Source organism: Streptomyces glomeratus (assembly GCF_021462825.1).
GTDB lineage: Bacteria > Actinomycetota > Actinomycetes > Streptomycetales > Streptomycetaceae > Streptomyces > Streptomyces glomeratus.
This window is the reverse complement of sequence record NZ_JAKEEB010000004.1, coordinates 211,705-235,448: the sequence shown is the minus strand read 5'-3', so window position 1 is coordinate 235,448 and position 23,744 is coordinate 211,705. Positions and strand designations below refer to the sequence as shown.

Here is a 23,744-nt window from a genome sequence, read left to right as displayed (position 1 = left end):
GCGGCCGTTACGCGGCGGCCTGAGCACCCGCCTTCCGGCGCCGCACGGCGAAGACCACACCCGCACCGGCGACGACGGCGACACCGCCGACGAGGCCGATGACCGGCAGCATGGACGACGACCCGGTCGAGGCGAGCTTGCCGGTGACCGGGAGCTGCTCGGAGCCGCCCTGCGGCTTCATGTCCGTCTTGGGCTTGCCGGTCGGCTTGTCACCGGTGGGCTTGGCGTCGCCGCTGTCGGTCGGCTTGGTGCCGGCCGCGAGCACGGTGAACTCGTAGGAGTCCCCGTTTCCGTTGCACGCCGTGCCCTTGCCGGCGTAGATGGCGCTGCTCATGGCGAACGAGGACCCTGCCGGGGCCTTGGCGCTCACCCGCACCCGCAGGTCCATGTCCACCTTGGCGCCCTTGTCGATGGCGTCGATGACGCCTACGAAGGTGCCGGAGAAGACGGTGTCACCCTCCCCGTCCTGGTAGGAGTCGGTCCACTTGCCGGTCTCGGGGTCCTTGTACTGGAGCTGGGCGAGGTCGAACGCCAGGGAGTCGTCCGACTCGTTGTCGGCGTACTCGGTGAACGTGTTGACCCAGACGTTCTTCAGGTCGGTGTCCGAGTCGTTCTTCACCGAGAAGGTGAAGTTGTGCCAGCCGGAACCCGCGACGATCTTGTTCGGCAGGCCCTTCACCGTGATCTTGAGGTTCTGGTCCAGGTTGAACTCGTCACACTGGTCCGGCGACCAGCCGTCCGACGGGTCGGTCGGCCGGCTGCTCGGCGTCTGGCTCCCGGTCGGCGTACCCGAGGCGGTCGCCGAGGAGGTGGGCTTGCCCGCGGGGGCCCCGCTCGTGGGCGCCGAGGACGTCGAGGTCGAGGACTCGCCGCCCGCCGGGGTGGTCGTGCTGTCGGTTGCGGGCGCCGGGCTGGTGGGCGTCTCGGTGGCCGCGGTTTCGGTCGCGGAGGTGGTGGGCGGAGCGTCGTCCGCGAACGCGGTCGGCGCCGAGAGCAGGGCGAGCGGAGTCATGGCCGCCGAGGCAACCGCGGTGGCGATGGCATGACGAAGCTTCATAAGACCTCGAGAAATCCGTTGTGTCGCGAGGATGCGACACATCCATGGGGGGGATCTCCGCGTGTGGGGCGCGGCTATGGCCCTTGATTCGCGAGGTGTGACCTGTGAGCCCTGTGAATGGTTGCCTCAGGTTGACAAAATTCTTACGCGGGCTGCCGGGGCGCGGTGAGGGCCCCGCGGCGGGGGGATCCCCCGCCGCGAGGTGAGCCGAGAAGGCGGGGGTCCGCGGGGCCCTCTTACGCCGGCACCGACGTCAGGGCAGTGCCGGTGCCCGGACGGCGGCGCCGGAGGGCGCGCCGCCTGTCTGTGAGCGGGCAGGTGCTCTCGCCCGTCTGCCGGCCGCCGAGGGTGCCGGCCGTCTCCGGGCGGATTCCGCCGGCCGGTTCCGGGCGTCCCCGGAACCGGCCGTTTACTGGTGACCGGGCTGCTGTCCCCTGCCGTCCGGTCATGTCCTGGAGCGAGGTCCCACGACGTACGGCACCGGCCCTACGTCTCATCGCTCCAGCGAAGCCACGCGTGGTTCTTTCGGGCCCGCCCCTGGCTGGCACGGACACCGGGACCAACGACATCCTCCGGGCCCCGGTCACGCGCCGTACGGGTGAGGCGGCACGTGGACATGTATCCAGTCGCACGCGTTTGCGGGAGGCGCGGCCGTGCGGGGACTGTGGCCATGCTCGGAGTGCGGCCACGAGGAGGCGCGGCCGCCGTCAGACACGGCCCCGGCACAGCTCCAGCAGGGTCATCGCGAGGGCGGTACCGGGCTTGCCCAGGGCCTCTCGGTAGTGGCCGAGGACCTCCATCTCGCGGGACAGGTTCACCCGGCGGCCGCCGGAGGCGATGCGGGCCTCCTGGATGACGGCGGAGACCGCCATGCGCTCCTGGATGAGGCCGATGATGCGGTCGTCGAGGGCGTCGATGCGTGCCCGCGCGCCGGTGATCACACCGGCGGCCTCGGCTGTACGTGCGCCGGTCTTCTCGGCGGCGATGCTCTTCACGGCGGTGGCGGACTGCCGGGTGGCGGCGGTCTGCTCGGGGCTGGTCTGCTCGGGGGTCGCGGTCTGCTCGGGGGTGACGGAGGTCATGGCCGGGCTCCTCATGGTCGGTGGCGGGTCGAGGGGCCCCGGATCGGCACGGTCCGCACAACGCCAGGCGCCCCGGACCGTATCGGCCCGGGGCGCCTGGTAAGTCGCTTGTCAGTGGCTCAAGCAGCACGACCATGGCATCCGGCGGGCCCGGTGCCATAGGTAAAGACGAAGGTCGTGTGCGTCAGCATGGGCTCCAGTATGCCGTGGTGACGGACGGCGTCCAACCGGGCTCGGATGGTGAGACACAACGGTGGGGACCCGCCGCCCCCGGCAGACGGAAGGGGTCCCACGGCCACCCCGTTAGAATCGGTAGCACAGACCCCCGCCCGACCGCCGGAAGGCACCCCGTGTCATCAGCGACCCACGCTGCCGCCGCCCCCGACACCGTTCTGGTCGTCGACTTCGGTGCGCAGTACGCCCAGCTCATCGCCCGTCGCGTCCGCGAGGCCCGGGTCTACAGCGAGATCGTGCCGAGCACCATGCCGGTCGAGGAGATGCTCGCCAAGGACCCGGCGGCGATCATCCTCTCCGGCGGCCCCTCCTCCGTGTACGAGGAGGGCGCCCCCCGTCTCGGCCGCGAGATCTTCGAGGCCGGCGTCCCCGTCTTCGGCATGTGCTACGGCTTCCAGCTGATGGCGCAGGTGCTGGGCGGCACCGTCGACAACTCCGGCGCCCGCGAGTACGGCCGTACCGACCTGTACGTCTCCAAGACGTCCTCCACCCTCTTCGAGGGCACCCCGGCCGAGCAGCACGTGTGGATGTCGCACGGCGACGCCTGCTCCGCCGCCCCGGAGGGCTTCACCGTCACGGCGTCGACGGACGTCGTCCCGGTCGCCGCGTTCGAGAACGACGAGAAGAAGCTCTACGGCGTCCAGTACCACCCCGAGGTCATGCACTCCACGCACGGCCAGCAGGTGCTGGAGCACTTCCTGTACCGCGGCGCGGGCCTGGAGCCGAACTGGACCACGGGCAACGTCATCGAGGAGCAGGTCGCCGCGATCCGCGAGCTGGTCGGAGACAGGCGTGCGATCTGCGGTCTGTCCGGCGGTGTGGACTCCGCCGTGGCCGCCGCCCTCGTCCAGAAGGCCATCGGCTCCCAGCTGACCTGTGTGTACGTCGACCACGGCCTGATGCGCAAGGGCGAGACCGAGCAGGTCGAGAAGGACTTCGTCGCGGCCACCGGCGTCCAGCTGAAGGTCGTCGATGCCGAGGAGCGCTTCCTCGACGCCCTCAAGGGCGTCTCGGACCCCGAGGAGAAGCGCAAGATCATCGGCCGTGAGTTCATCCGCGTCTTCGAGCAGGCGCAGGCCGAGATCATCGCCGACGAGGGCCCGGCCGTGGAGTTCCTGGTCCAGGGCACGCTGTACCCGGACGTGGTGGAGTCCGGCGGCGGCACCGGTACCGCCAACATCAAGTCGCACCACAACGTCGGCGGTCTGCCCGAGGACCTCGAGTTCAAGCTGATCGAACCGCTGCGCAAGCTGTTCAAGGACGAGGTCCGTATGGTCGGCCAGGAGCTGGGCCTGCCGGAGGAGATCGTCCAGCGGCAGCCCTTCCCGGGCCCGGGCCTCGGCATCCGTATCGTCGGCGAGGTCACCAAGGAGCGGCTCGACCTGCTCCGCGAGGCCGACGCCATCGCCCGCGAGGAGCTGACGGCGGCGGGCCTCGACCGCGACATCTGGCAGTGCCCGGTGGTCCTGCTCGCCGATGTCCGCAGCGTCGGTGTCCAGGGCGACGGCCGGACGTACGGTCACCCGATCGTGCTGCGCCCGGTCTCCTCCGAGGACGCCATGACCGCCGACTGGTCCCGGCTGCCGTACGACGTCCTCGCCCGTATCTCGACCCGGATCACCAACGAGGTCCGTGACGTCAACCGGGTCGTGCTCGACGTGACGTCGAAGCCGCCGGGCACCATCGAGTGGGAGTGAGCCCCCTGCGGTGAGGCTCAGGTCCGGCGGAGCGTGCGCACCGGCTCCCCGGGCTTCCAGACCTGGACGACCAGATACCTCTCGTCCTCGACGGAGGTCCGCACGACCTCCGTCAACTCGGTGCGGAAGAGGTGGAACGGCTGCGGCGGTTCCACCTCTTTCACATACGCGTCCTTCGTGGCGGGGTCGTCCACCTCGACCGCCCGCCCGCTGATGCGCACGTCCCCGCCGGCCATCCCGGTTCCCGGCCCCGGGTTCGCCTGCAAGGCGAAACGCGGGTCGCGGCGCAGGTCCAGCGCCTTCAGCGAGTCGGGCATCATGCCGAACCACATCTCACCGCCCGTGAAACGCACCTCGAGGCCGGTGGTGCGCGGCGAGCCGTCCCTGCGGAGCGTGGCGAGGACATGATGAGTGAACGCCTCGAAGCGTGCCTCGGCGATGGTGGCGAGATCGGGTTCCGCCGCGGCGAAAGCCGCCCAGTTCGTCGTCATGGGACCGAGCCTGGCGCCGAAACACGACATCTTCTGTCCTATATCGGACGTGCGTGTCATCTTTACAAACCCGCGCTGTCATCCGGGGCCGACCGACGATAACTTGCCGCCGGTCAAGCAACCCAGTGCCGGAGGACCCATGCACGGCCCCACTCCGCCCCCGCCCCTGCCCACCGACCGGCTCACCTTCGCGATGCCGCCGATGCACGAGTCGGTCGAGGACGAACGGGCGCACCGCAAGGAGCGGCTCGCGGGCGCGCTGCGGATCTTCGGACGGCTCGGCTTCGAGGACGGCGTCTCCGGGCACATCACCGCCCGCGACCCCGAGTACACCGGCTGCTTCTGGGTCAACCCGTTCGGGATGCCCTTCCGGCACGTCACCGTGAGCGACCTGGTGCTCGCCAACCAGGACGGGCAGGTGATCGAGGGCCGCTACCACGTGAACCAGGCGGCGTTCACCGTGCACGCCCAGGTGCACGCCGCCCGCCCGGACGTCGTCGCCGTCGCCCACTGCCACTCGGTGCACGGGCGGGCCCTCGCGGCGCTCGGCGATCTGCTCGACCCCATCACCCAGGAGTCCTGCGCCTTCTACGAGGACCACGCCGTCTACGACTCCTACACCGGTGTCACCGTGGACGTCGAGGAGGGCCGCCGGATCGCCGCCGCGCTCGGCAGCCGCAAGGCGCTCGTGCTGCGCAACCACGGGCTGCTGACCGTCGGCGACTCGGTGGACGCGGCGGCGTGGTGGTTCCTGTCGATGGAACGCTCCTGCCAGGTGCAGCTGACCGCGAAGGCCGCGGGGCGGCCGGTCCTGATAGACCACCGGCAGGCGGTGGAGACCCGCGAGCAGCTCGGCGGGGACCTGGTGGCCTGGATCAACTACCAGCCCCTGTGGCAGGACATCAGCCGCAGGGAGCCGGACCTGCTGAGCTGACCGTCCGCCGTCGGCGGTCGGAGGGCGCGCGGCACGCCCGCCTTTACGGTGAGTGTCAATCGACAGTCCGTTCTTTCACCCGCCGTGACCGGACCCGACGGACGAGAGGCGTGTCCGGTACGGCACAATTCGCTGTCGTCGCATGCCAGTTGCGGTGGCGGGTGCGGCTTGGGATCTGGCGCGGGAAGGCGGCAGCGGTCGTGGCGGTGCAGGAGGCGAGGCAGGGCGCGGGACGCGGAAGCGGTCCGGGTGCGCACGAGGGTGGCTGCACCTGCGGGGACTGCCCGCACGGCGCGCGTGAGGGACACCGGCGCGCGGTCGCGGAGTTCCTTGCGAAACGGGACGAGTTCGCCTCCGGGCGCGGGTTGCCTCCGGCGGTCGCGTACTCCGCGTCCGCGTCCCGGCAGTGGGTGTCCGACGAACTGACCCAGTCCGCGGACCTCGTCGCCGAGCGGAGCCGGGCCGACGGCGAGGCCTGGCTGGGCCGGCTGTGGCGGCTCACGGCGATCGCGGTGTGGAGCGCGGTGGGCGTCCTGCTGCTCGCGCAGGCCTTGACGGCGGTCGGGGCGGGATGGACCGCGGCGCGGACGGCCGGACTGGCCGCGGCCGTGCTGGCGGGCGCCGCGCTGACCGCCGCCGGATATCTGCACCGGGCGCGCGGCGGGGCGCTCGCGCCCGTCATCGGCGAGGACAACCGGCTGTCCACCTCGCGTGCGGTGGCGGCCGGCTGGGTGCTGTTCGTCGTGTACGCGCTGCTTGTGCTGATCGGCGAGCTGGCGGTGGCCTCGGCGCACGGCAGCCGCGACGCGCTGATCGCCGGGCTCGACCTCGCCCGCGGGGCGGGCGTGGTGACCGTGGTCGCCGTGGTGTGCGGGATCGCGGTCCTGGTACGCAGGGTGGTGAGCCTGCGGATCCTCGGCCAGCGCCTGCAGAAGGTACGGGCCGACCGGCCGCGGGCGGCGGATCTGCTGACGGACGACTCCGGACGCGGCAGCTTCGCGGACATCCAGTACGTGATGATCAGCGGGGTGGCGCTGGTCTTCGCGGCGGTACGGCTGGCCCGCCGCCCCGACCGGCTTCCCGACCTGCCGTGGGGTCTAGCCCTGCTGGTACTGGTCTCCGCGGCCACCTACCTCGCCGGGAAGTACGCCGAAGGCGGCCGCCCGGTGGTCCTCTCGGTGGTCCGGGCCCGGGAGGCGGGCGATCTGGATGCCCCGATCCGCACGGGCGACGACATCGAGATCCGCGGCGCAGGCTTCGTACCGCCCGGCGCCGAGACGGCGGACCGTCTGTCCCGGATGGCGGTCCGCATCGGCGCCGTCCATGTCCATGTGCCCCTCGTCCCGGTCCCCGGCGGCTTCAGCAACCCCTCGGACACGCTGCTGACGGTCCCGGTGCCGGCCGACGTGGAACCCGGGAGGGTGGACGTCCAGGTGGTGACGGCGGCCGGGGTCGAAACCAACCGGGTCACCATCGATGTGACGGAGTGACAGCGACCGGCTGCTCCGTTCGGCCCAGCCATGGGCGATGATCTGCCCGGTCCACCGGATGGCGGAGGGAAGTACGGAAGGAAGGGCCGGGACCGGGCTTGTTCGTACCGACAGGGATCAGCGAGCGGTGGTCGCCGGGGACGGGAGGGAGGAAAGTCGGTGCACACCGGTTGAGCGGTCCCCCCTCTTCGCACGTATGGTCTGTTGAGGGGTCAACAGCAGGCGGGTGAGAGGCGGCGGACACGATGGCTCAGAGCATGCGCACGGACTCCCACACTTCGTACATCGAGGAGAACCGCTCCTGGCGGGACACCGCCACTCGGTACGCTCTGCTTCCGCTGCGGGTCTTCCTCGGCGTCACCTTCATCTACGCGGGCGTGGACAAGCTCAACAGCAGCACCTTTCTGCACGACTCCGGCCCCGGCTCGATCGGCGACCTGATGCGCTCCGTGCGCGGCTCCTCCGCGATCCCGGCCATGGTCGACCTCGCGCTGAAGAACCCCTCCGGCTTCGGGTACGCCATGGCCCTCGGTGAGCTGGCCGTCGGCCTCGGCACGCTCGTCGGACTGCTGTCCCGCCTCGCCGCGTTCGGCGGCGCGCTGATCTCACTGAGCCTGTGGCTGACCGTGAGCTGGGCCTCCTCTCCCTACTACTACGGCAACGACCTGGCCTATCTGATGGCCTGGCTGCCCTTGGTCCTCGCCGGTGCCCCGGTCCTCTCCCTGGACGCCGCCCTCCGCGCCCGCCGCCAACGCCACCGCACAGACATGTACCGGTAAAACTCCGCCGCACGAAACCCAGCGGTCCAGCCGTCCATATCGATAACCGCGCGGGCCGGTCGCCTGAGGAAGTCCGGACGCGTGCCGGTGGACCGGCGACCGCTCGTGCCCCTGCCGGACAGGCCACCCCGCGAGACTCGGCCGCTGCCCGCGGACCGGCGGTGCTCGGGTCCGGCCGGGCGGGGCGCATCGCGGGGCTCGGCTGCCCGTCGGTCGCGCGGCGATGCGTGCCCGCGCCGGGGCGCTCGCGCGCGCGATGCGCGGTGCCCGCCGGTTGACCGGCGAATGCTCGGACTCGGTCGTTCGGTCGTGCGAGGGCACTCGGGCATCCGCCAGTGGACCGGCGGCGCTCGGGTCCGGCCGGGCGGTCGTACGGCGGTGCCCGCTGCGGGTGTCGGTATGCGCGGGCGTTCGGTGGGCCGTCGTTGTTCGCGTTACGGGGCCGCCGCCCCGTCCCGTTCTGCGGGGCGTTTCCCGGGTGACGTGCGGCCCCTGCGTATCGCGCGGGTCAGCAGGCCCGTCACGGCCGCGAGGCAGAGCCCGCCGCCGACGATCGGGACGATCGCGAACCACGGCGCCTCCCAGGCCCCGCGCGCGTCGCCGGCGAAGACGACCCCCGCAGCGGCCAGAAAGGCGCCGGCGACCAGCCGGCCGGGCTGGAACTCATGACGCAGCACGGGTCACCTCCACCTGGCCCACACCGACCTCGAGACTGACGTCGAGCGTGGCCACGCTCTTCGTCCCCGCCGCGGGCGAGAGCGTCAGCTCCTTGTGCCTGCCGGCCTCCACGTCCACGTCCTTCTTGGTGTCGCCCGGCAACCGGATGTCGGCGACACCCGTGTCGATCTTCAGCTTCACCGTCGCGTCCGCGGGCACCACCACCTTCAGCCGGCCCACACCCACCTCCGCCCGGGTCGTCACCGTCCCGTTTCCGGTCCGGTTCAGACGGCTGAGATCCAGGGTGCCGACGCCGGTGCCCAGTTCGTATCTCCCCTGCACGGCGGCCGCCGAGGCCGGCGCCCACGTCGTATGGGTCCAGTGAGTGCCGATGTCCTTCGGCAGCGCCGCCGACGCGGCGAGCAGACCCGCCGTGAGCAGGGCCAGGAAGACCGAGCCCGCCCCGGTACGCCCCAGGAGGGAGCTGAGCGCGATGCCCGTGCCGAACACGACGAGCGCGCCGGCGAGGCCCGTCTGCAGGCTGGTGCCGAGAGCCTGGCCGTTCCAGGTCAGGCCGGTGCCGAGACCGCCCGCCAGCAGCGCGAACAGGAACACCCAGCCGCCGATCCAGCGCGGCCCCCGTGGTCTGGAGCGGGGGGCGGTGCCTATCCGCTGTCCGTACGAGGTGCCGCGGGCGATGTTGACCGCCGCCGCGACATCACGGCTCGGGGTGTCGCTCGGGCCCCACAGATAGCCCGTGCCGCCCACGTGGGTGCCGTCCTTGACGATGGGGTCGCGCCACCAGGGGGCATGGGCGGCGGGCACGGGGGGTGCCGTCGCCTCCGGGGGTGCGTCGGCCACCGCCTGGGCGGCCAGCGGGTCCGGGTCGGGCGCGCCGCGGTGCCGCGACCAGTACCCCGCGCCGGCGAGGAGCAGGGACAGCACGACGGCGAAGGTCAGCACCCCGCCGTTTCTGAGCATCGACAGGAAGACTCCGCAGCCCACCAGGGCGAAGAGGACCGCGGCCAGGCCCTGGCCGTCGACGCGGCCCGTCAGCAGCTTGCGGATCTCGTTCTCCTCCTCGTCCTCGTAGGGGACGAAGAGCCAGCAGAAGCCGTAGAAGATGAGGCCGAGGCCGCCCGCCGCGGAGAGCACCGCGAGCCCGATCCTGAAGATCACAGGGTCCATGTCGCACTGCCGCCCGAGCCCTGCACAGACGCCGGCCAGCATCTTGTACCGCCGGTCACGCCGGAAGTGGCCGGAGCCCTGGCCCGCCTCGCCCTCGGAGGGCGTGCCGTCGCGCCCGGGTGCCTCCCCCCGCGCACCGCCCCCTTCGCGCGCGGGCGAGGAGAAGCCGGAGCCCGTGGTCTTCCGTGCGGTCCCGCCGGGGTCTCGGCCCGCGTCCTCGTGCCTGCCCTCGCTCACGCCCTCGCCCGCGTTCCCGTCCTCGGCCCCGTTCTCCCGCACGGCCGCATCCTGCCGTACCGCCGTGTCCTCGTGCGCCCGCGGCTCCACTCCCGGGGCACCCCAGGCGTGCCGGGCCTCGGGGCCGTGCCCCGAGCCGGGGTCCCGCCCCGCTGCCGTGTGCCGCTGATCCGTCATGTGTCCATGGTCGCCGCCCCAGCCGCCCGGCGGCAGTCGGGACGACCCTGGCCGAACCCTGAAATCTGCCCTGACGGCCGTCAAGGGAAGTGTTCGATCACCCGGATTCGAAGATCAGGGCAGTCTCGGGGGTCCACCCTGATGTCCGGGCAGACCACTCGTGTGACCATCGATGGCATGCCGGACGCCGCAGGAGTGCCTCTCGCCGACCCACGGCCGCCGCGCAAGCTCTACCGCAGCAGCGACGGACGCTGGCTCGGGGGAGTGGCGCGGGGGCTCGCCGGGCATCTCGGGCTGCCCGTGATCTGGGTGCGCCTCATGTTCGTGGGCCTGATGACGGCGGACGGCCTCGGCGCGCTGCTGTACGCGGCGTTCTGGTTCTTCGTCCCTCTCGGTGTCGGCGGCGTCGACGACCGCCGCTCCCCCTCCCTCGTCGGCACCGAGACCTCGCCCGACGGCCGTCGCAGACTGGTCGCCCGCAGACCCGACCGGGGCCAGATCGTCGCCCTGCTCCTCATGGTCGTCGTGGCGCTGACCTTCGTCGGCAGCGTGAACCTCGGCGGCGCCGCCAAGGCGTATCTCATCCCGGCCGTCCTGGTGGCGGCAGGCGTCGCCCTGGTCTGGCGCCAGGCGGACAACGCACGGCGGGCCCGCTGGATGGAGGTCGGCAGCCGCCGCCGCACCCTCACCCTGCTGCGCGCCGCGGCCGGTGTCCTGCTCGTCACCGCGGGCGTCTCCGGCATCTTCGTGCTGCAGGGCTCCGCGGCCCATCTCGGGTCCGTCCTCCAGGCGGCGCTCGCGGTCCTCGTCGGCATAGCGCTGCTCGCCGGGCCGTATCTCGTGCGTATGTCCCAGGACCTGTCCGAGGAGCGCCTGATGCGCATCCGCGCCCAGGAGCGCGCGGAGGTCGCCGCCCACGTCCACGACTCCGTGCTGCACACCCTGACCCTGATCCAGCGCAATGCGGAGAACTCGGGCGAGGTGCGCCGTCTCGCCCGTGCCCAGGAGCGGGATCTGCGCGCCTGGCTCTACAAACCGGAGGGGACGGGCAAGGACGAGGACGAGGAGCCCAGCACCCTGGCGGAGGCGGTCCGGCGCAACGCGGCGGAGGTGGAGGACAAGCACGGCGTCCCCATCGAGGTCGTCGTCGTCGGCGACTGCCCCCTCGACGACCGCACGAGCGCGCAGATGCAGGCCGCGCGCGAAGCGATGGTGAACGCCGCCAAGTACGGTGGCGAGGGCGGCGCCGTCCAGGTCTACGCCGAGGTCGAGGGAAAGACCGTGTTCGTGTCCATCCGCGACCGCGGCCCCGGCTTCGACCTGGACGCGATACCCGCGGACCGCATGGGTGTCAGAGAATCGATCATCGGCCGTATGGAGCGCAACGGCGGCACGGCACGGCTGCGCGCGGTGCCGGGCGGCGGCACGGAGGTCGAGCTGGAGATGGAGAGGGCGGAGAGTACGACATGAGCGACGCGAACGAGCCGGCCGGCCCGGTGGAGCCGGAGCGCGCGGGCGGGGGCACGGGGGAGCGGCGCGTGCGGGTCGTGCTCGTCGACGACCACCGCATGTTCCGTACGGGCGTCCGGGCGGAGATCGGGCAGACCGAGCGGACCGGCGTCGAGGTCGTCGGGGAGGCCGCGGACGTCGACCAGGCGGTTTCGGTGATCACCGAGACCCGGCCCGAGGTGGTGCTCCTCGATGTCCATCTGCCGGGCGGCGGGGGAGTCGAAGTGCTGCGGCGCTGTGCCGCGTTGACGGCGGACGCCGAGCGGCCGGTCCGGTTTCTCGCGCTGTCCGTGTCGGATGCGGCGGAGGACGTGATCGGGGTGATCCGCGGCGGCGCGCGGGGATACGTGACGAAGACGATCACCGGCTCGGACCTCATCGGCTCGATCTTCCGCGTACAGGAGGGCGACGCCGTCTTCTCCCCGCGTCTGGCGGGTTTCGTCCTCGACGCCTTCGCCTCGACCGACGCCCCGCCCGTCGACGAGGACCTGGACCGCCTCACTCAGCGTGAGCGCGAGGTCCTGCGCCTCATCGCCCGCGGCTACGCCTACAAGGAGATCGCCAAGCAGCTTTTCATCTCGGTGAAGACGGTCGAGTCCCATGTCTCGGCGGTCCTGCGCAAACTCCAGCTCTCCAACCGCCACGAACTGACCCGCTGGGCGACGGCACGCCGACTGGTCTGACGGCCAGGCACCCCCCGTGCCGGACGCGGGCCCTGCGGGCTCACACCACCCGCGTCGCCCCCGCGAACGGCATCTCGTCGATCGGTGCCAGCCGTACCGGCGCCGACGGGTTCGGCGCGTGGATCATCTGGCCGTTTCCCACATAGATCCCCACATGGCTGACCCCGGAGTAGAAGAACACGAGGTCGCCGGGGAGGAGCGCGGAGCGCGGGACGCGGCGGCCCGCACCGATCTGGGCGTATGTCGTCCGGGGCAGCGAGACGCCCGCCGAGTGGTACGCGGCCTGCACCAGCCCCGAGCAGTCGAAGGCGTCGGGCCCGGTGGCTCCCCAGACATAGGGGCTGCCGAGCTTGCCGTACGCGTACGCCACCGCTGCCGCGGCCCGGCCGTCGGGTGCCTCAGCGGCCGCTTCCGACGCCGAGACCGCGCCCAGGACGCCCCGCCCCGCCGACCGTGACGTGCGCCCCGCGCCTGCGGCCCCGGTGAGTTCGGCGCGCTGGCTCCCCGTCAGCCGGGACAGCAGTCGCCGTGCCTCGCTCAGCTTCTCGGTGACCGTCCGCTTCTGCCGCCGAAGCTCGGCCTGTTTCGAGGTCAGAGAGGCCAGTTCCACGCGTGCGGCTCCGCGCAGCCGCTCGATCTCCCGCAACTGCGCGCGTACGCGTGCCACGGCCGCCGCCTGCCGGCTGTCGACCCGCTCGGCGAAGGCGGCGTTGTCCAGGTACCGTCCCGGATCCGAGGAGAGCAGAAGCTGCACCGACGGGTCGATGCCGCCCCCGCGGTACTGCGCCGCCGCGGCCGATCCCAGCGCCTCGCGCGCGGAGTCGAGCCGGTCCGTGCGGCGAGCGGCCTCGTCCCGTAGCGCGTTGAGCCGTCGCGCGGCCCGGTCCGCCTGCTCCTTGGCACCGTCGTACTTCTCGGTCGCGACCTCCGCCTCCCGGTACAGCCGGTCCACCTCGGCTTTGGCCTGGGCCGGGGAGAGCGGCGGCTCGGCATGTCCGGTCCCGTCGAATCCGGCCGCGGACGCCGCTCCCGCGAGGGCGATCGTGGCGGCGGTCCGGGCCGTGGCCCCGCCGAGCGAACGCTGTCTGGGCTTGCGGTGCGCTGCCACCTGACCGTCACGTCCTTTCCTCCGACCGCCTGGGCGGCGGGCGGTGTCACGCGTCCGGCGGCGGCCCGCACAGGGGGAGCAGGCCGCCGCCGGACCTTCTCGGCGGTGGTGCCCGGCGGTCGCCCCTGGCCCGGGCGGCGGTGGGGAGCCGGTCACCTGGTGGAGGACGTTAGGCCCGGCCGTGACCGTCCCGTGACGCAATGTACGGAAGTGGCTCGACCGGATTGACGGTGACCGCATGTGACCGTGATTCCGTTCCGAGGCCGCCGACTTCACACTGTGTGGTGACCGTTGCGGCGGTTTCCCGGGCATGGCGACACGACGGAGTGCTATAGGGCGCATATATGCGTCGCCCGGTCGCTTCGGTCGCGCAGCGGGTCGGTCGCCCAGTCAGCCTGAGGGCGGCCGTGCGAGCGCCGTCACACCGCGTGGGCCGGTGTCCAGGCCCCGCGCGCCCCTCACTAGGCTCCGGCTCCATGGACGTACTCATCCATCTCTTCGTCGGCCTGCACATCGTCGGGATCGCCGCGCTCCTCGGCGGCTTTCTCACCCAGATGAAGGCGATGGGCCGGGGCACGGCCCGTTTCGTGCCCGGAATGCTGCACGGCGCGCTGACCATGCTGGTCACGGGCGTGGCCCTGGTCGGCCTCAATCAGGCGGACCACCACCACATCAACACCATCAAGATCGGGGTCAAGCTGGCCCTGCTGATCGTGATCCTCGGCCTGGTCTACGTGAAGCGCGACGAGGAGCAGGTCGAGAAGCCCCTGTTCGCCCTGGTCGGTGCGCTGACCACGGCGAACGTCTTCATCGCCGTGCTGTGGACCTGACGCTGTCCGCGAGGGACCTGACCGCTCCCACGAGAACCGCACACCAGACGGCCACCGCGATCCACAGCAGCACCTCGCCGGGGCCGTGCAGCCACGCCGCCCGGAGGGCGTCGGCGACGGACAGCGCCGCCACCGCCATCGTTCCCATCGAGAAGACGGTCGACCACCGCAGTGGGTCGTAGCCGGTGCGCGGCCGGAGCAGTTCGGCCGCCGCCAGCACGCAGTACCAGACGAAGGCGAGGGCGAGGAGGGCGATGGAGATACTCCGCAGGACCGTGTTGTCGTCCTTGTTCCAGAGGTAGAGGCCGCTGTCGGCGGCGGTGATCAGCCGCGCCCCGGCCACCGCGGAGAGGGCGGGCGCACCGCTCGCCATCCAGTGGTCGCCCGTGCCGACCGCCACCTGCCGCCGGTCGAAGCACCACAGCCCGACCAGGTAGAACGCCAGGCCGAGCCAGAAGAGCACCAGCGCGGTGTGGGCGAGCCAGGGCACCCGCAAGCCCGCGGCCAGCACCGACCCGAGCACAGCGATCCCCTCCATCGCCACGCATCCGAGGAACACCGCGCCGGGCATACCGCGCTCCCAGTTCCGAACGACCAGGAGGATCAGGGCCACCCACAGCCCGAAGCCCAGCGCGAGGAGGGTCTCGGCGAGCTGGGGCCGGTCCAGGGCGGCGACCCGGGTGCCCAGCATGGTGGTGGCCGGGACCACGGTGAGCGCGGCCGGGGAGCCGACGGGCCACTCCGGGCGGCCCCGCAGCAGCCGTGCGGAGATGTCGGCGGCCATCCCGAGCCAGGCGGCGGCCGCCAGTGCCAGGAGGACACGCGAGAGGACCTCGTACCCGGTCTGGTGCAGCCCGACCGACAGGACGCCGGTCGCCAACGCGGCGGCTCCGATGGCGGGCGGACGCTGCGCCCACCAGGTGCGGAGCGCAAAGGTGCCAGACATGCGCCCGATGCTAGGGACGCGCGCACGGCTTGCGTACGGGGCACGCGCGCGTGGACCCCGAAAACAACCCCACGCGCGCGTGGACCCCCAAACAACCCCGCGGGCGCGTACTGCCCGACCGGAACCCGCGCCGTCGGTCTCAGGCCGGCCGCACCACGCTGTGGATGATCGAGGCGCCGCCGTAGTAGACCGACTCCTCGCGGACGTAGGCGCCCGGCTTGGGGGCGTGGATCATCATGCCGTTGCCGATGTAGATGCCGACGTGGCTGATGTCGTCGTAGAAGAAGATCAGGTCACCCGGCCGGGCGTCGGCGAGCGGCACCGTCGTGCCGGCGTTCACCTGGTCGTACGTGGTGCGCGGAAGCGTCACCCCGGCGGCCTTCCACGCGGCCTGGGTCAGGCCCGAGCAGTCGTACGACTCGGGGCCGGTCGCACCCCACACATACGGTTTGCCGATCTGCGCGCGGGCGAAGGCGAGGGCCTTCTCGGCCTTCGTGGTGTAGGAGGAGTCCGCCGAGGTGGACCCCGAGGAGGGGGGCGTGGTGGTGGAGGACCCCGTGGAGCCGGTCGTGGTGCTCTTCGATGCCTGCTGCTGGGCCGCCTGCTGCTCCGCCTGCTGCTGGGCAGCCTGCTTCCGGGCCAGCGCCTCCGCCTGGCGCCGGGCCTCCTCCTGCTTCTGCTTCTCGAGCGCGGCGAGCCGCGCCTTCTCCTGTGCGGTCAGGTCGGACAGCATCTGCCGCGCGGCGGAGAGCTTCTTCTGGACGTCCGTCTTGGCCGTCCGCAGGGCCGTCTGCGACTCGGTGAGCGTCCGCAGGCTCTCGGCGGCCTCCCGCCGCTTCTTCATCGTTGCGGCCTGCTCGGTGACGTACTGGTCGACCGCTTCCTTCTGACGGCCGGTGAGCCGGCTCATCAGCTGCGTCTGGTCGAAGTAGTCCTGGGGGTTGTCGGCCAGCAGGAAGGTGGCCGTGTCGGGGGCCGCGGCCCCGGTCCGGTACTGCGCGGCGGCGAACGAACCCAGCTGCTCGCGCGCGTCGTTGAGCTTCTGTGTGCGCCGGGCGACGTCGTCGAGGAGCGTGTCGGCCTTTTTGCGCTCTTCGGCCGATCTCTCCTTGGCCGTGTTGTACTTCTCGGTGGCCGACTCCGCCTGGCGGTAGAGCTCGTCGACCTTCTTCTCGACTTCCTCGATGCTGGGCCTGCCGTCGGCGGCGGGCGCGGCCTGGGCCGTCTGCGAGAGCAGCGCGACGGAGGTCAGGGCCGCCGTGGCGAGGGCGGGGGTCCGTATGCCCGCGAGGCGTGGGCCCGAGGGGCGGGACTTGCGGTGCGGCGCCATGAAAGGCGTCTCCTTCCGTACTCCGCCTACCGGGTTAGCTGTCGGGTTCGGGCGGGTGGTTCGGAAGGTTGTGCCCTACGGCCGTGTCCCCTAGGACGCTCGGCCGATTCACCCCAGGTCGGGTGGGTCCCCGGCTCCGGCTGCCGCAAAGGCGCACCGGACTCGGCGGAGGCCGCACGGCCCGGCGACCTTCGCCGGTGGGGGTCGTGCGGCCCGCCCGGCACGGTAGCCAACTCTTGTGGCTCCTGTGAAGGTTGATGCGAGATATGCCCGATACATTTCCGTGATCTCGGCGTTGGGACCCCGGGTCGGGCGCGGACCGTGAACGGGCGGGCCCATACGGTGACGCTGCGGCGCCGGCCGGTCCGTCGCGCCGAGTTTCCGGGACGGCGGCCGGTTGTCGGTGGGGCGCCCTAGACTCGGAGAGCGATGAGCAGCCTCTTTGACGACAGCTTCCTGGCGGACCTCCAGGCCACCCCGGCCCCTGAGGAGGAGCCCCCGCCGCCCGAGGACGATCACGCTCCGGAGTCCGCTCCGGACGATCTGTTCGGCGGGCGCTTCGACCTGCCGCCGGACCGGGACTCCTACTACCGTGACGGTGCTCCCCGCCCGGTTCTCGACTCCCGGGCGCTGCTCGAGGGGCTGAACGAGAACCAGCGCGCGGCGGTCGTGCACGCCGGTTCCCCCCTGCTCATCGTCGCCGGCGCCGGCTCCGGCAAGACGCGTGTGCTCACGCACCGCATCGCCTATCTGCTGGGCGAGCGGCGCGTGCATCCGGGCCAGATCCTCGCGATCACCTTCACCAACAAGGCCGCAGGCGAGATGAAGGAGCGCGTCGAGCAGCTCGTCGGCCCGCGCGCGAACGCGATGTGGGTGATGACCTTCCACAGCGCGTGCGTCCGCATCCTGCGCCGGGAGAGCAAGAAGCTCGGCTTCACGTCCTCCTTCTCGATCTACGACGCCGCCGACAGCAAGCGTCTGATGGCGCTGGTCTGCCGCGACCTGGACCTCGACCCCAAGCGGTTCCCGCCCAAGGCGTTCAGCGCCAAGATCTCCAACCTGAAGAACGAGCTGATCGACGAGGAGGACTTCGCCGCCCAGGTCGCTGGGGGCACCTCCCCGACGGAATCCGGGGGAGGCTTCGAGAAGACCCTCGCCCAGGCGTACGCGCTCTACCAGTCGAGGCTCCGCGAGGCGAACGCACTCGACTTCGACGACCTGATCATGACGACGGTCAACCTGCTGCGCGCCTTCCCGGACGTCGCCGAGCACTACCGCCGCCGCTTCCGCCACGTCCTCGTCGACGAGTACCAGGACACCAACCACGCCCAGTACGCCCTGGTTCGCGAGCTGGTCGGCACCTCGGAGCACCCCGTGGACGTGCCGGTGGGCGAGGACGACCTGCAGCCCGCCGAACTGTGCGTCGTGGGTGACGCCGACCAGTCGATCTATGCCTTCCGCGGCGCCACCATCCGCAACATCCTCCAGTTCGAGGAGGACTACCCGGACGCCACCACGATCCTCCTGGAGCAGAACTACCGCTCCACGCAGACGATCCTGAGCGCGGCCAACGCGGTCATCGAGCGCAACGAGTCACGCCGCCCCAAGAACCTGTGGACCAATGCGGGCGCGGGCGCGCGGATCACCGGCTATGTCGCCGACACGGAGCACGACGAGGCGCAGTTCGTCGCCGACGAGATAGACCGTCTCACCGACCGGGGCGAGGCCAAGGCGGGCGACGTCGCCGTCTTCTACCGCACCAACGCCCAGTCCCGTGTCTTCGAAGAGGTCTTCATCCGTGTCGGCCTGCCCTACAAGGTCGTCGGCGGCGTCCGCTTCTACGAGCGCAAGGAGGTCCGGGACGTCCTGGCCTACCTGCGGGTGCTGGCGAACCCAGAGGACTCCGTTCCGCTGCGGCGCATCCTGAATGTCCCGAAACGGGGCATCGGCGAGCGCGCCGAGGCGATGATCGACGCCCTGGCACAGCGGGAGAAGATGAGCTTCTCGCAGGCACTGCGCCGCGTGGACGAGGCGTACGGCATGGCGGCCCGCTCGACGAACGCGGTCAAGCGGTTCAATGCGCTGATGGAGGACCTGCGGACCATCGTGGAGTCGGGCGCGGGCCCGGCCACGGTCCTGGAGGCCGTCCTGGAACGCACCGGTTATCTGGCCGAACTCCAGGCCTCGACCGATCCCCAGGACGAGACCCGCATCGAGAACCTCCAGGAACTCGCCGCCGTGGCCCTGGAGTTCGAGCAGGAGCGCGGCGAGGGGGCGGCGGCCGCGGAGAGCCCGGCTCCGGGGGGCACCCTGGCCGACTTCCTTGAGCGGGTCGCCCTGGTCGCCGACTCCGACCAGATCCCCGACGAGGAAGAGGGCGACGGCGTCATCACGCTGATGACCCTCCACACCGCGAAGGGCCTGGAGTTCCCGGTGGTCTTCCTGACCGGCATGGAGGACGGCGTCTTCCCGCATATGCGCGCGCTGGGGCAGACCAAGGAACTCGAGGAGGAGCGGCGCCTGGCGTACGTGGGCATCACCCGCGCGCGGGAGCGGCTCTACCTCACGCGGTCCGCCATGCGCAGCGCCTGGGGCCAGCCCTCGTACAACCCGCCCTCGCGCTTCCTGGAGGAGATTCCGGACCAGCACGTGGAGTGGAAGCGGACGGGCGGCTCCTCCGCCTCCCTCTCCTCGGGCCCGGTCTCGGGCGTGGCGGCCTCCCTGTCGTCGTCGCTGTCCTCGTCCCGGTCGCGGTCCTCGGCCGCGGGCGCCTCCGGTTTCGCCACGCGCCGCGGCGGTGCGTCGGAGAAGCCGGTGGTCTCCCTGGCGGTCGGCGACCGCGTCACCCACGACCAGTTCGGTCTGGGCACGGTGGTCGGCGTGAAGGGCACGGGCGCGAACGCGGAGGCGACGATCGACTTCGGCGACACGAAGCCGAAGCGGCTCCTGCTGCGGTACGCGCCGGTGGAGAAGCTGTAGAGCCGGTGGGCAACCGGTAGACCACGACGGCCGAGCCCCCGCCGAAGGGGGGGGGCTCGGCCGCGCGTCGATCACGCTGGTCGATCAGGCTGATCGATCAGGTGGGGTTCAGCCCGTGGCTGCGCAGCCAGGGCAGCGGGTCTATCGCGGCGCCCCCGTTAGGCCGTACCTCGAAGTGCAGGTGGGGACCAGTGGAGTTGCCCGAGTTGCCGGAGTACGCGATCGGCTGGCCGGCCTTCACGGTCGTCCCCGAGGGGACCCGGTAGCTGGAGAGGTGGCAGTACCACGTCTCCGTGCCGTCCTTCGCGGTCACGATCAGCATGTTGCCGTAGGCGCTGTTCCACTGGGTGCGGACCGTGCCGTCGGTCGCGGCCATGACCGTCGTGCCGTAGGAGACGGGGAAGTCGATACCGGTGTGCACCGACATCCAGTTGACCCCGGCCTGGCCGAAGTAGGCGCTGAGCCCCCGCTGTGTGACCGGCAGTACGAACTTCGGGCGCAGCCGCTCCTTGAGGGCCGCCTCCGCCGCCGCCTTCTTCTGCTCGGCCACCTGCTGGGCTTTGAGGTCGATACGTTCCTGCGTACGGCTCGCCCGGTCCGCGAAGTCGTCCGCGCCCGCGGAGAGGCTCTCGAGCTGGGAGTCCAGCTTGTTGTTCGCGGCGGACGGCTTCACCGGCACGGCATCGGACGCACTCGCCGTCGTCTCCTTGCCGCCGCTGCCACCCACACCGACCGTCGCGGCGGCGATCCCGGCCACCCCCATCACACACGCCGACGGCACGGCGACCGTCAGCAGCGCGGAGCGCTTCGCCGGGCTGCGGCGCCGGGACCGGCCGGCCGCGCGGGACGCGGCACGCGAGGCCGGCAGGGGGGTGATCTCTTCCTGGTCGTCGAGCAGGGGCGCGTCGTCGGACGGCTCATGCGTGGGCGCCAACTCGGCGTCGTCCACGGCGTACTGCTCGTACGGAAGCTGTTCGAAGGCGTCGGTGGCCGACTGGTCGAAGGCCTCAGCGGTGCCGAAGACCTGTGTCGCCGGCTGCTGCCCGAAGGACTCGGTCCCGTCGAAGGACTCGCCCCCGTGCAGGGGCGTCGTCGCCGTGGTCGTCGTCTGCTGGTCGTGCGCCGCGTGCTCGGCGACGCCGCCCGAGTTCCACTGGGTGGCGTCGTACGCCCCCGTGTCGAACGCCTGCGTGCCCCAGTCCCACTGCTGGGTCCCGTCGGCGGACTGACCGGCCTCGAGCCAGGCGTGTGCGTCCCACTGACCGGTGGCATCGACGGGTCCGCCCTGCGTGGGGATACCGACGAACTGCTGGTTTCCCATGCCCCAGGCGGCCGTGTCATGGCTGCCGGTGTCGAACGAGGCGTGGTGCTGGGCGGCGTACGGGTCGTAGTGGAGCGTCTCGTGCGTGCCGGTGCCGTACATCTGGTGGCCGTCCGCGCCGAGAGAGGAGTGGCTGCCGGTCCCCCACTGGGATGCGTCGTACGAGCCGGTCGCGCCGTCGCCCGGCAGGTCACCGAAGAGGGGATCGGCCGAGAAGGCCGTGCCCGTGTGGCCACCGGAGCCGAACGCCGTGGCGCCGGGGTCGGCATACGACGTGAATTCGGTGAACTCACCGTACTGGCCGCCCTGCCCGCCGTACGGCGCGTAGTGCGCCGAGGCGGCATCGGGGGCCGGAGCCGGGGGAGTTGCGGTCCCCGACGGGTGACGGTCGTTCACCAACTTCTCTTTCGCCTCGGCAGCAGGGGCTGGCAGAGCAGTGCGGCGACTGTACCCGGCGGTACGCGAGCGCGACAATCTTTCGCAGGTTTCCCTCGGGCAGGAAACGGGCAATCGGCCGTGTTTCGGCGGTCCCGGGCAAGGCTTTGGCTTTGCGTTCGATGAACGTTCGAGGGTCAGGAGGTGACCGTGAGGTGTCGGAGCGGCTGTCACGCCGCCGTCAGGCCACCGTCAGGCCACCGGTGGGAGCGTCCGCCGGTGCGGCCGGCTGTGCGAGGTCCAGTGCCTGCCGTATTCCCGTCGCGACCGCGGGGTGGACCGGGAGGGCCAGATGGCCGATGCCGCTCACCCGGATGTTGTGCGCCAGCAGGTCCGGGTGGTCGACGCAGGCCGTCTCCAGCGGATCCATCAGCGGGTCCAGATCGCTCCAGAAGCTCACGAAGTGCGTGCGGCAGCCGGGGGCCGGCTCGCGCAGTTCCTGGATCAGCTCGGAGGTGGGGCGCATCTGGCGGACGATGGGGTGCGCGTTCGCGAGCGGCGCGACCCGGGTGCCGGAGTGCGGCGTGCCCAGCGTGACGAGCGTACGCACGTGAAGGTCGCCGCCGAGGCGCTGCACGTAGTAGCGAGCGATCAGTCCGCCCAGGCTGTGGCCCACGACGTCCACGTGCGGCTGGCCGGTGCGCTCGCACAGCTCTTCTATGTGCCGGCCGAGCAGTTTCGCCGCGGTGCGGATGTCACAGGTCAGCGGAGAGTAGTTCAGCGACTCGATGTGCTGCCGGCCGTGCTGGGCGAGATTGCGGCGCAGCAGTACGAAGACCGAGCGGTTGTCGATGAACCCGTGGAGCAGGATGACCGGGGGCTTGGCCTCGGCCGGCAGCGTCGCGGCGTCCGGTGGGACAGGGAGCGCGCTGGAGTGGCGCTCCTGGATGATCCCGGAGGGGTAGAGCAGCAGATGCCCCGCGAGGATCGCGAGCTCCAGGGCGGTCGCCTTCAGCAGGGCCACGGAGAGACCGGCCAGCCTGCCCGGAAACATGCGCTGGCACAGCGGCACGAAGGGCTGCACTGCCCGCGAGACCATCATGGCCGACCTCCCGTCGGCGCACGCGAGGACGCCTCTGTCCCCCGTGTGCCCTTGATGGAAAGCCGCGGGGCGGTGGCCTGCGGGGCGGATGCCGTGGAAACGGCCGTGCCGCGGATGCGGCGCATGAGCCGATGGCGCGGCGGTCGGCTTCTCGTCGGGATGACGAATGACGCTTCCCGCCGTCCGCGTGATGCGGTTCCCGTCCTCCTCGTCCGGGTGCGGCTCCCGCTGTCGTGCCCTCGCAATCCTTATCGCCGGCGGGCCCGCCACCCGGCGCCCGGCCGGCGGTGGCGTGGCCGCCTTGCAGCGGCTCTCCGTGCGCACGATCCCCTCGGACCACGGCGCCCGAGCCGCTGATGCCGCGGCGCGTGTGCCGCGGGGAGGGGGGACCCTGCGCGGCGAACGTGTCCCATTGTGTGATTTCCCCCTCGGTCACCACCGCGAAACGGCCGGTTGCGGGATCCTGGCGATAACGTTCGTTCACTTCCCGGGTCGGTACGGAACGGGACGCCTGCGCCGTGGGGCCCGCGGCCCCTGTGTTCGCGCCGGTGCGGTGGTGTGCGGCACGGCGCAACATCGGTACAGGGTGGAGTAGTCGCTTCATGGAGGCAGTGATGGGTGTGGCAGCCGGTCCGATCCGCGTGGTGGTGGCCAAGCCGGGGCTCGACGGCCACGATCGCGGGGCCAAGGTGATCGCGCGGGCGCTGCGTGACGCGGGCATGGAGGTCATCTACACCGGCCTCCACCAGACGCCCGAGCAGATCGTCGACACGGCGATCCAGGAGGACGCCGACGCCATCGGGCTGTCGATCCTGTCCGGCGCGCACAACACGCTGTTCGCCGCGGTGATCGAACTGCTGAAGCAGCGCGACGCGGAGGACATCCTGGTCTTCGGCGGCGGGATCATCCCGGAGGCGGACATCCCCCTGCTCAAGGAGAAGGGTGTCGCGGAGATCTTCACGCCGGGGGCGACGACCGCGTCGATCGTGGACTGGGTACGGGCGAACGTACGTCAGCCGGCCGGGGCGTGACCGTTCCGTAGGCGGGGCGTCGGCCGGTCCCCGTCGGGGCGTCGGCCGGTCTGCCGGCTTGCGGCCGGTCCGTCGTTGTGTTGGCGGGTCTGTCGGGTTGCGGCCGGTTCGCTGTTGTGTTGGCGGGTGTGTCGGGTTGCGGCCGGTTCGCTGTTGTGTTGGCCGGTCTGTCGGGTTGCAGTCGACCCGCTGTTGTGTTGGCCGGCTGGTTCACGGCCTTGCGGCCTCGTAGCCCGGCCGGACCACGGCCTCCCGGGTGGTGTGCGGCTGCTCCTAGCCCGGGGCTGGGATGGGTGCGGCCGGCGGCCGGTTCCGGGGGCCAGCTCGGGCGTGACCGTGACCGTGACCGGGGGCGCCTTGCGGCCCGACCTCCGGGCCCCGCGCGCCGGCCCACGCTTGGGTCCCGAGGGCCCGCTCTCGCGCCACGGACCCGCGGGCCGGCTCTCGCTCCGGGCGCCGAGGGGCCGCGGGTGGCTGTGGGTCGTGGCTCCGGGGGCTCGCGGGTGC

Annotated in this window: 19 protein-coding genes and 1 riboswitch; of the genes, 9 read left to right on the top strand and 10 right to left on the bottom strand. The window is 71.6% G+C overall.

Features of this window, described 5'->3' with window-relative positions:
• Window positions 1-7 precede the first annotated feature (7 nt).
• Window positions 8-1,057, bottom strand: a complete 1,050-nt coding sequence (locus tag LZ604_RS06800; RefSeq protein WP_234513379.1) for an LPXTG cell wall anchor domain-containing protein — start codon at window positions 1,055-1,057, stop codon at window positions 8-10.
• A 707-nt stretch (window positions 1,058-1,764) separates the two neighbouring features.
• The gene (locus LZ604_RS06795; RefSeq protein ID WP_234513377.1) at window positions 1,765-2,139 is read right to left on the bottom strand and encodes a chorismate mutase; all 375 of its coding nucleotides are present in this window, start codon (window positions 2,137-2,139) and stop codon (window positions 1,765-1,767) included.
• A 350-nt stretch (window positions 2,140-2,489) separates the two neighbouring features.
• Here LZ604_RS06795 and guaA point away from each other — a divergent pair, with 350 nt between their 5' ends.
• Entirely contained in the window at window positions 2,490-4,070 is a 1,581-nt protein-coding gene (guaA, locus tag LZ604_RS06790; protein ID WP_234513375.1) for a glutamine-hydrolyzing GMP synthase, read from the top strand.
• A 17-nt stretch (window positions 4,071-4,087) separates the two neighbouring features.
• On the opposite strand, the gene LZ604_RS06785 is transcribed toward guaA, so the two are convergent.
• On the bottom strand, window positions 4,088-4,561 hold the full coding sequence (locus LZ604_RS06785) for a pyridoxamine 5'-phosphate oxidase family protein (protein ID WP_234513372.1): 474 nt from the start codon (window positions 4,559-4,561) through the stop codon (window positions 4,088-4,090).
• 139 nt (window positions 4,562-4,700) lie between these two features.
• On the opposite strand from LZ604_RS06785, the gene LZ604_RS06780 reads away from it, so the two are divergent.
• The 3 genes from LZ604_RS06780 (at window position 4,701) to LZ604_RS06770 (ending at window position 7,764) form a co-directional block, all read left to right on the top strand.
• Window positions 4,701-5,495 carry a class II aldolase/adducin family protein gene (locus tag LZ604_RS06780; protein ID WP_234513371.1) on the top strand — a complete coding sequence of 265 codons (795 nt, stop codon included), beginning with the start codon at window positions 4,701-4,703 and terminating at the stop codon, window positions 5,493-5,495.
• Window positions 5,496-5,695: 200 nt separating this feature from the next.
• Window positions 5,696-6,985 (top strand): hypothetical protein, encoded by a 1,290-nt coding sequence (locus tag LZ604_RS06775; RefSeq protein WP_234513370.1) that lies wholly within the window; start codon window positions 5,696-5,698, stop codon window positions 6,983-6,985.
• Window positions 6,986-7,230: 245 nt separating this feature from the next.
• Window positions 7,231-7,764: a DoxX family protein gene (locus LZ604_RS06770; RefSeq protein WP_234513369.1), complete on the top strand. Its 534-nt coding sequence runs from the start codon at window positions 7,231-7,233 to the stop codon at window positions 7,762-7,764.
• A gap of 434 nt (window positions 7,765-8,198) precedes the next feature.
• Here LZ604_RS06770 and LZ604_RS06765 read toward each other — a convergent pair whose 3' ends face one another.
• Complete coding sequence (locus LZ604_RS06765) at window positions 8,199-8,441, bottom strand: hypothetical protein (protein ID WP_234513368.1); 243 nt, start codon at window positions 8,439-8,441, stop codon at window positions 8,199-8,201.
• A complete protein-coding gene (locus tag LZ604_RS06760) occupies window positions 8,428-10,023 on the bottom strand; it encodes a PspC domain-containing protein (protein ID WP_234513367.1) in 1,596 nt (531 codons plus the stop codon). Before LZ604_RS06760 ends, LZ604_RS06765 begins: the two co-directional genes overlap by 14 nt.
• A gap of 177 nt (window positions 10,024-10,200) precedes the next feature.
• Between LZ604_RS06760 and LZ604_RS06755 the strand changes: the two genes are divergently transcribed.
• Window positions 10,201-11,493, top strand: coding sequence for an ATP-binding protein (locus tag LZ604_RS06755; RefSeq protein WP_234513366.1), 1,293 nt, complete (start codon window positions 10,201-10,203; stop codon window positions 11,491-11,493).
• The gene (locus tag LZ604_RS06750) at window positions 11,490-12,215 is read left to right on the top strand and encodes a LuxR C-terminal-related transcriptional regulator (protein ID WP_267971030.1); all 726 of its coding nucleotides are present in this window, start codon (window positions 11,490-11,492) and stop codon (window positions 12,213-12,215) included. The genes LZ604_RS06755 and LZ604_RS06750 overlap by 4 nt, the downstream gene beginning before the upstream one ends.
• Window positions 12,216-12,255: 40 nt before the next feature.
• On the opposite strand, the gene LZ604_RS06745 is transcribed toward LZ604_RS06750, so the two are convergent.
• Window positions 12,256-13,323 (bottom strand): C40 family peptidase, encoded by a 1,068-nt coding sequence (locus tag LZ604_RS06745; RefSeq protein ID WP_234513365.1) that lies wholly within the window; start codon window positions 13,321-13,323, stop codon window positions 12,256-12,258.
• Window positions 13,324-13,799: 476 nt separating this feature from the next.
• On the opposite strand from LZ604_RS06745, the gene LZ604_RS06740 reads away from it, so the two are divergent.
• Window positions 13,800-14,153: a hypothetical protein gene (locus tag LZ604_RS06740; RefSeq protein ID WP_234513364.1), complete on the top strand. Its 354-nt coding sequence runs from the start codon at window positions 13,800-13,802 to the stop codon at window positions 14,151-14,153.
• On the opposite strand, the gene LZ604_RS06735 is transcribed toward LZ604_RS06740, so the two are convergent.
• Both LZ604_RS06735 and LZ604_RS06730 read right to left on the bottom strand, forming a co-directional pair.
• On the bottom strand, window positions 14,131-15,099 hold the full coding sequence (locus tag LZ604_RS06735; protein WP_234513363.1) for a tellurite resistance/C4-dicarboxylate transporter family protein: 969 nt from the start codon (window positions 15,097-15,099) through the stop codon (window positions 14,131-14,133). The genes LZ604_RS06740 and LZ604_RS06735 overlap by 23 nt on opposite strands.
• A 139-nt stretch (window positions 15,100-15,238) precedes the next feature.
• Entirely contained in the window at window positions 15,239-16,429 is a 1,191-nt protein-coding gene (locus LZ604_RS06730; RefSeq protein WP_234513360.1) for a C40 family peptidase, read from the bottom strand.
• A gap of 8 nt (window positions 16,430-16,437) precedes the next feature.
• A riboswitch (cyclic di-AMP (ydaO/yuaA leader) is annotated at window positions 16,438-16,607 on the bottom strand.
• A gap of 251 nt (window positions 16,608-16,858) precedes the next feature.
• Between LZ604_RS06730 and pcrA the strand changes: the two genes are divergently transcribed.
• A complete protein-coding gene (gene pcrA / locus LZ604_RS06725; RefSeq protein WP_234513358.1) occupies window positions 16,859-19,408 on the top strand; it encodes a DNA helicase PcrA in 2,550 nt (849 codons plus the stop codon).
• Between the two features lie 97 nt (window positions 19,409-19,505).
• Here pcrA and LZ604_RS06720 read toward each other — a convergent pair whose 3' ends face one another.
• Window positions 19,506-21,125, bottom strand: a complete 1,620-nt coding sequence (locus LZ604_RS06720) for a M23 family metallopeptidase (protein ID WP_234513356.1) — start codon at window positions 21,123-21,125, stop codon at window positions 19,506-19,508.
• A 220-nt stretch (window positions 21,126-21,345) separates the two neighbouring features.
• Complete coding sequence (locus LZ604_RS06715; RefSeq protein ID WP_234513355.1) at window positions 21,346-22,206, bottom strand: lipase family alpha/beta hydrolase; 861 nt, start codon at window positions 22,204-22,206, stop codon at window positions 21,346-21,348.
• A 614-nt stretch (window positions 22,207-22,820) separates the two neighbouring features.
• Here LZ604_RS06715 and icmB point away from each other — a divergent pair.
• Window positions 22,821-23,237, top strand: coding sequence for a coenzyme B12-dependent isobutyryl CoA mutase small subunit (gene icmB, locus LZ604_RS06710; protein ID WP_234513354.1), 417 nt, complete (start codon window positions 22,821-22,823; stop codon window positions 23,235-23,237).
• Window positions 23,238-23,744: the final 507 nt, after the last annotated feature.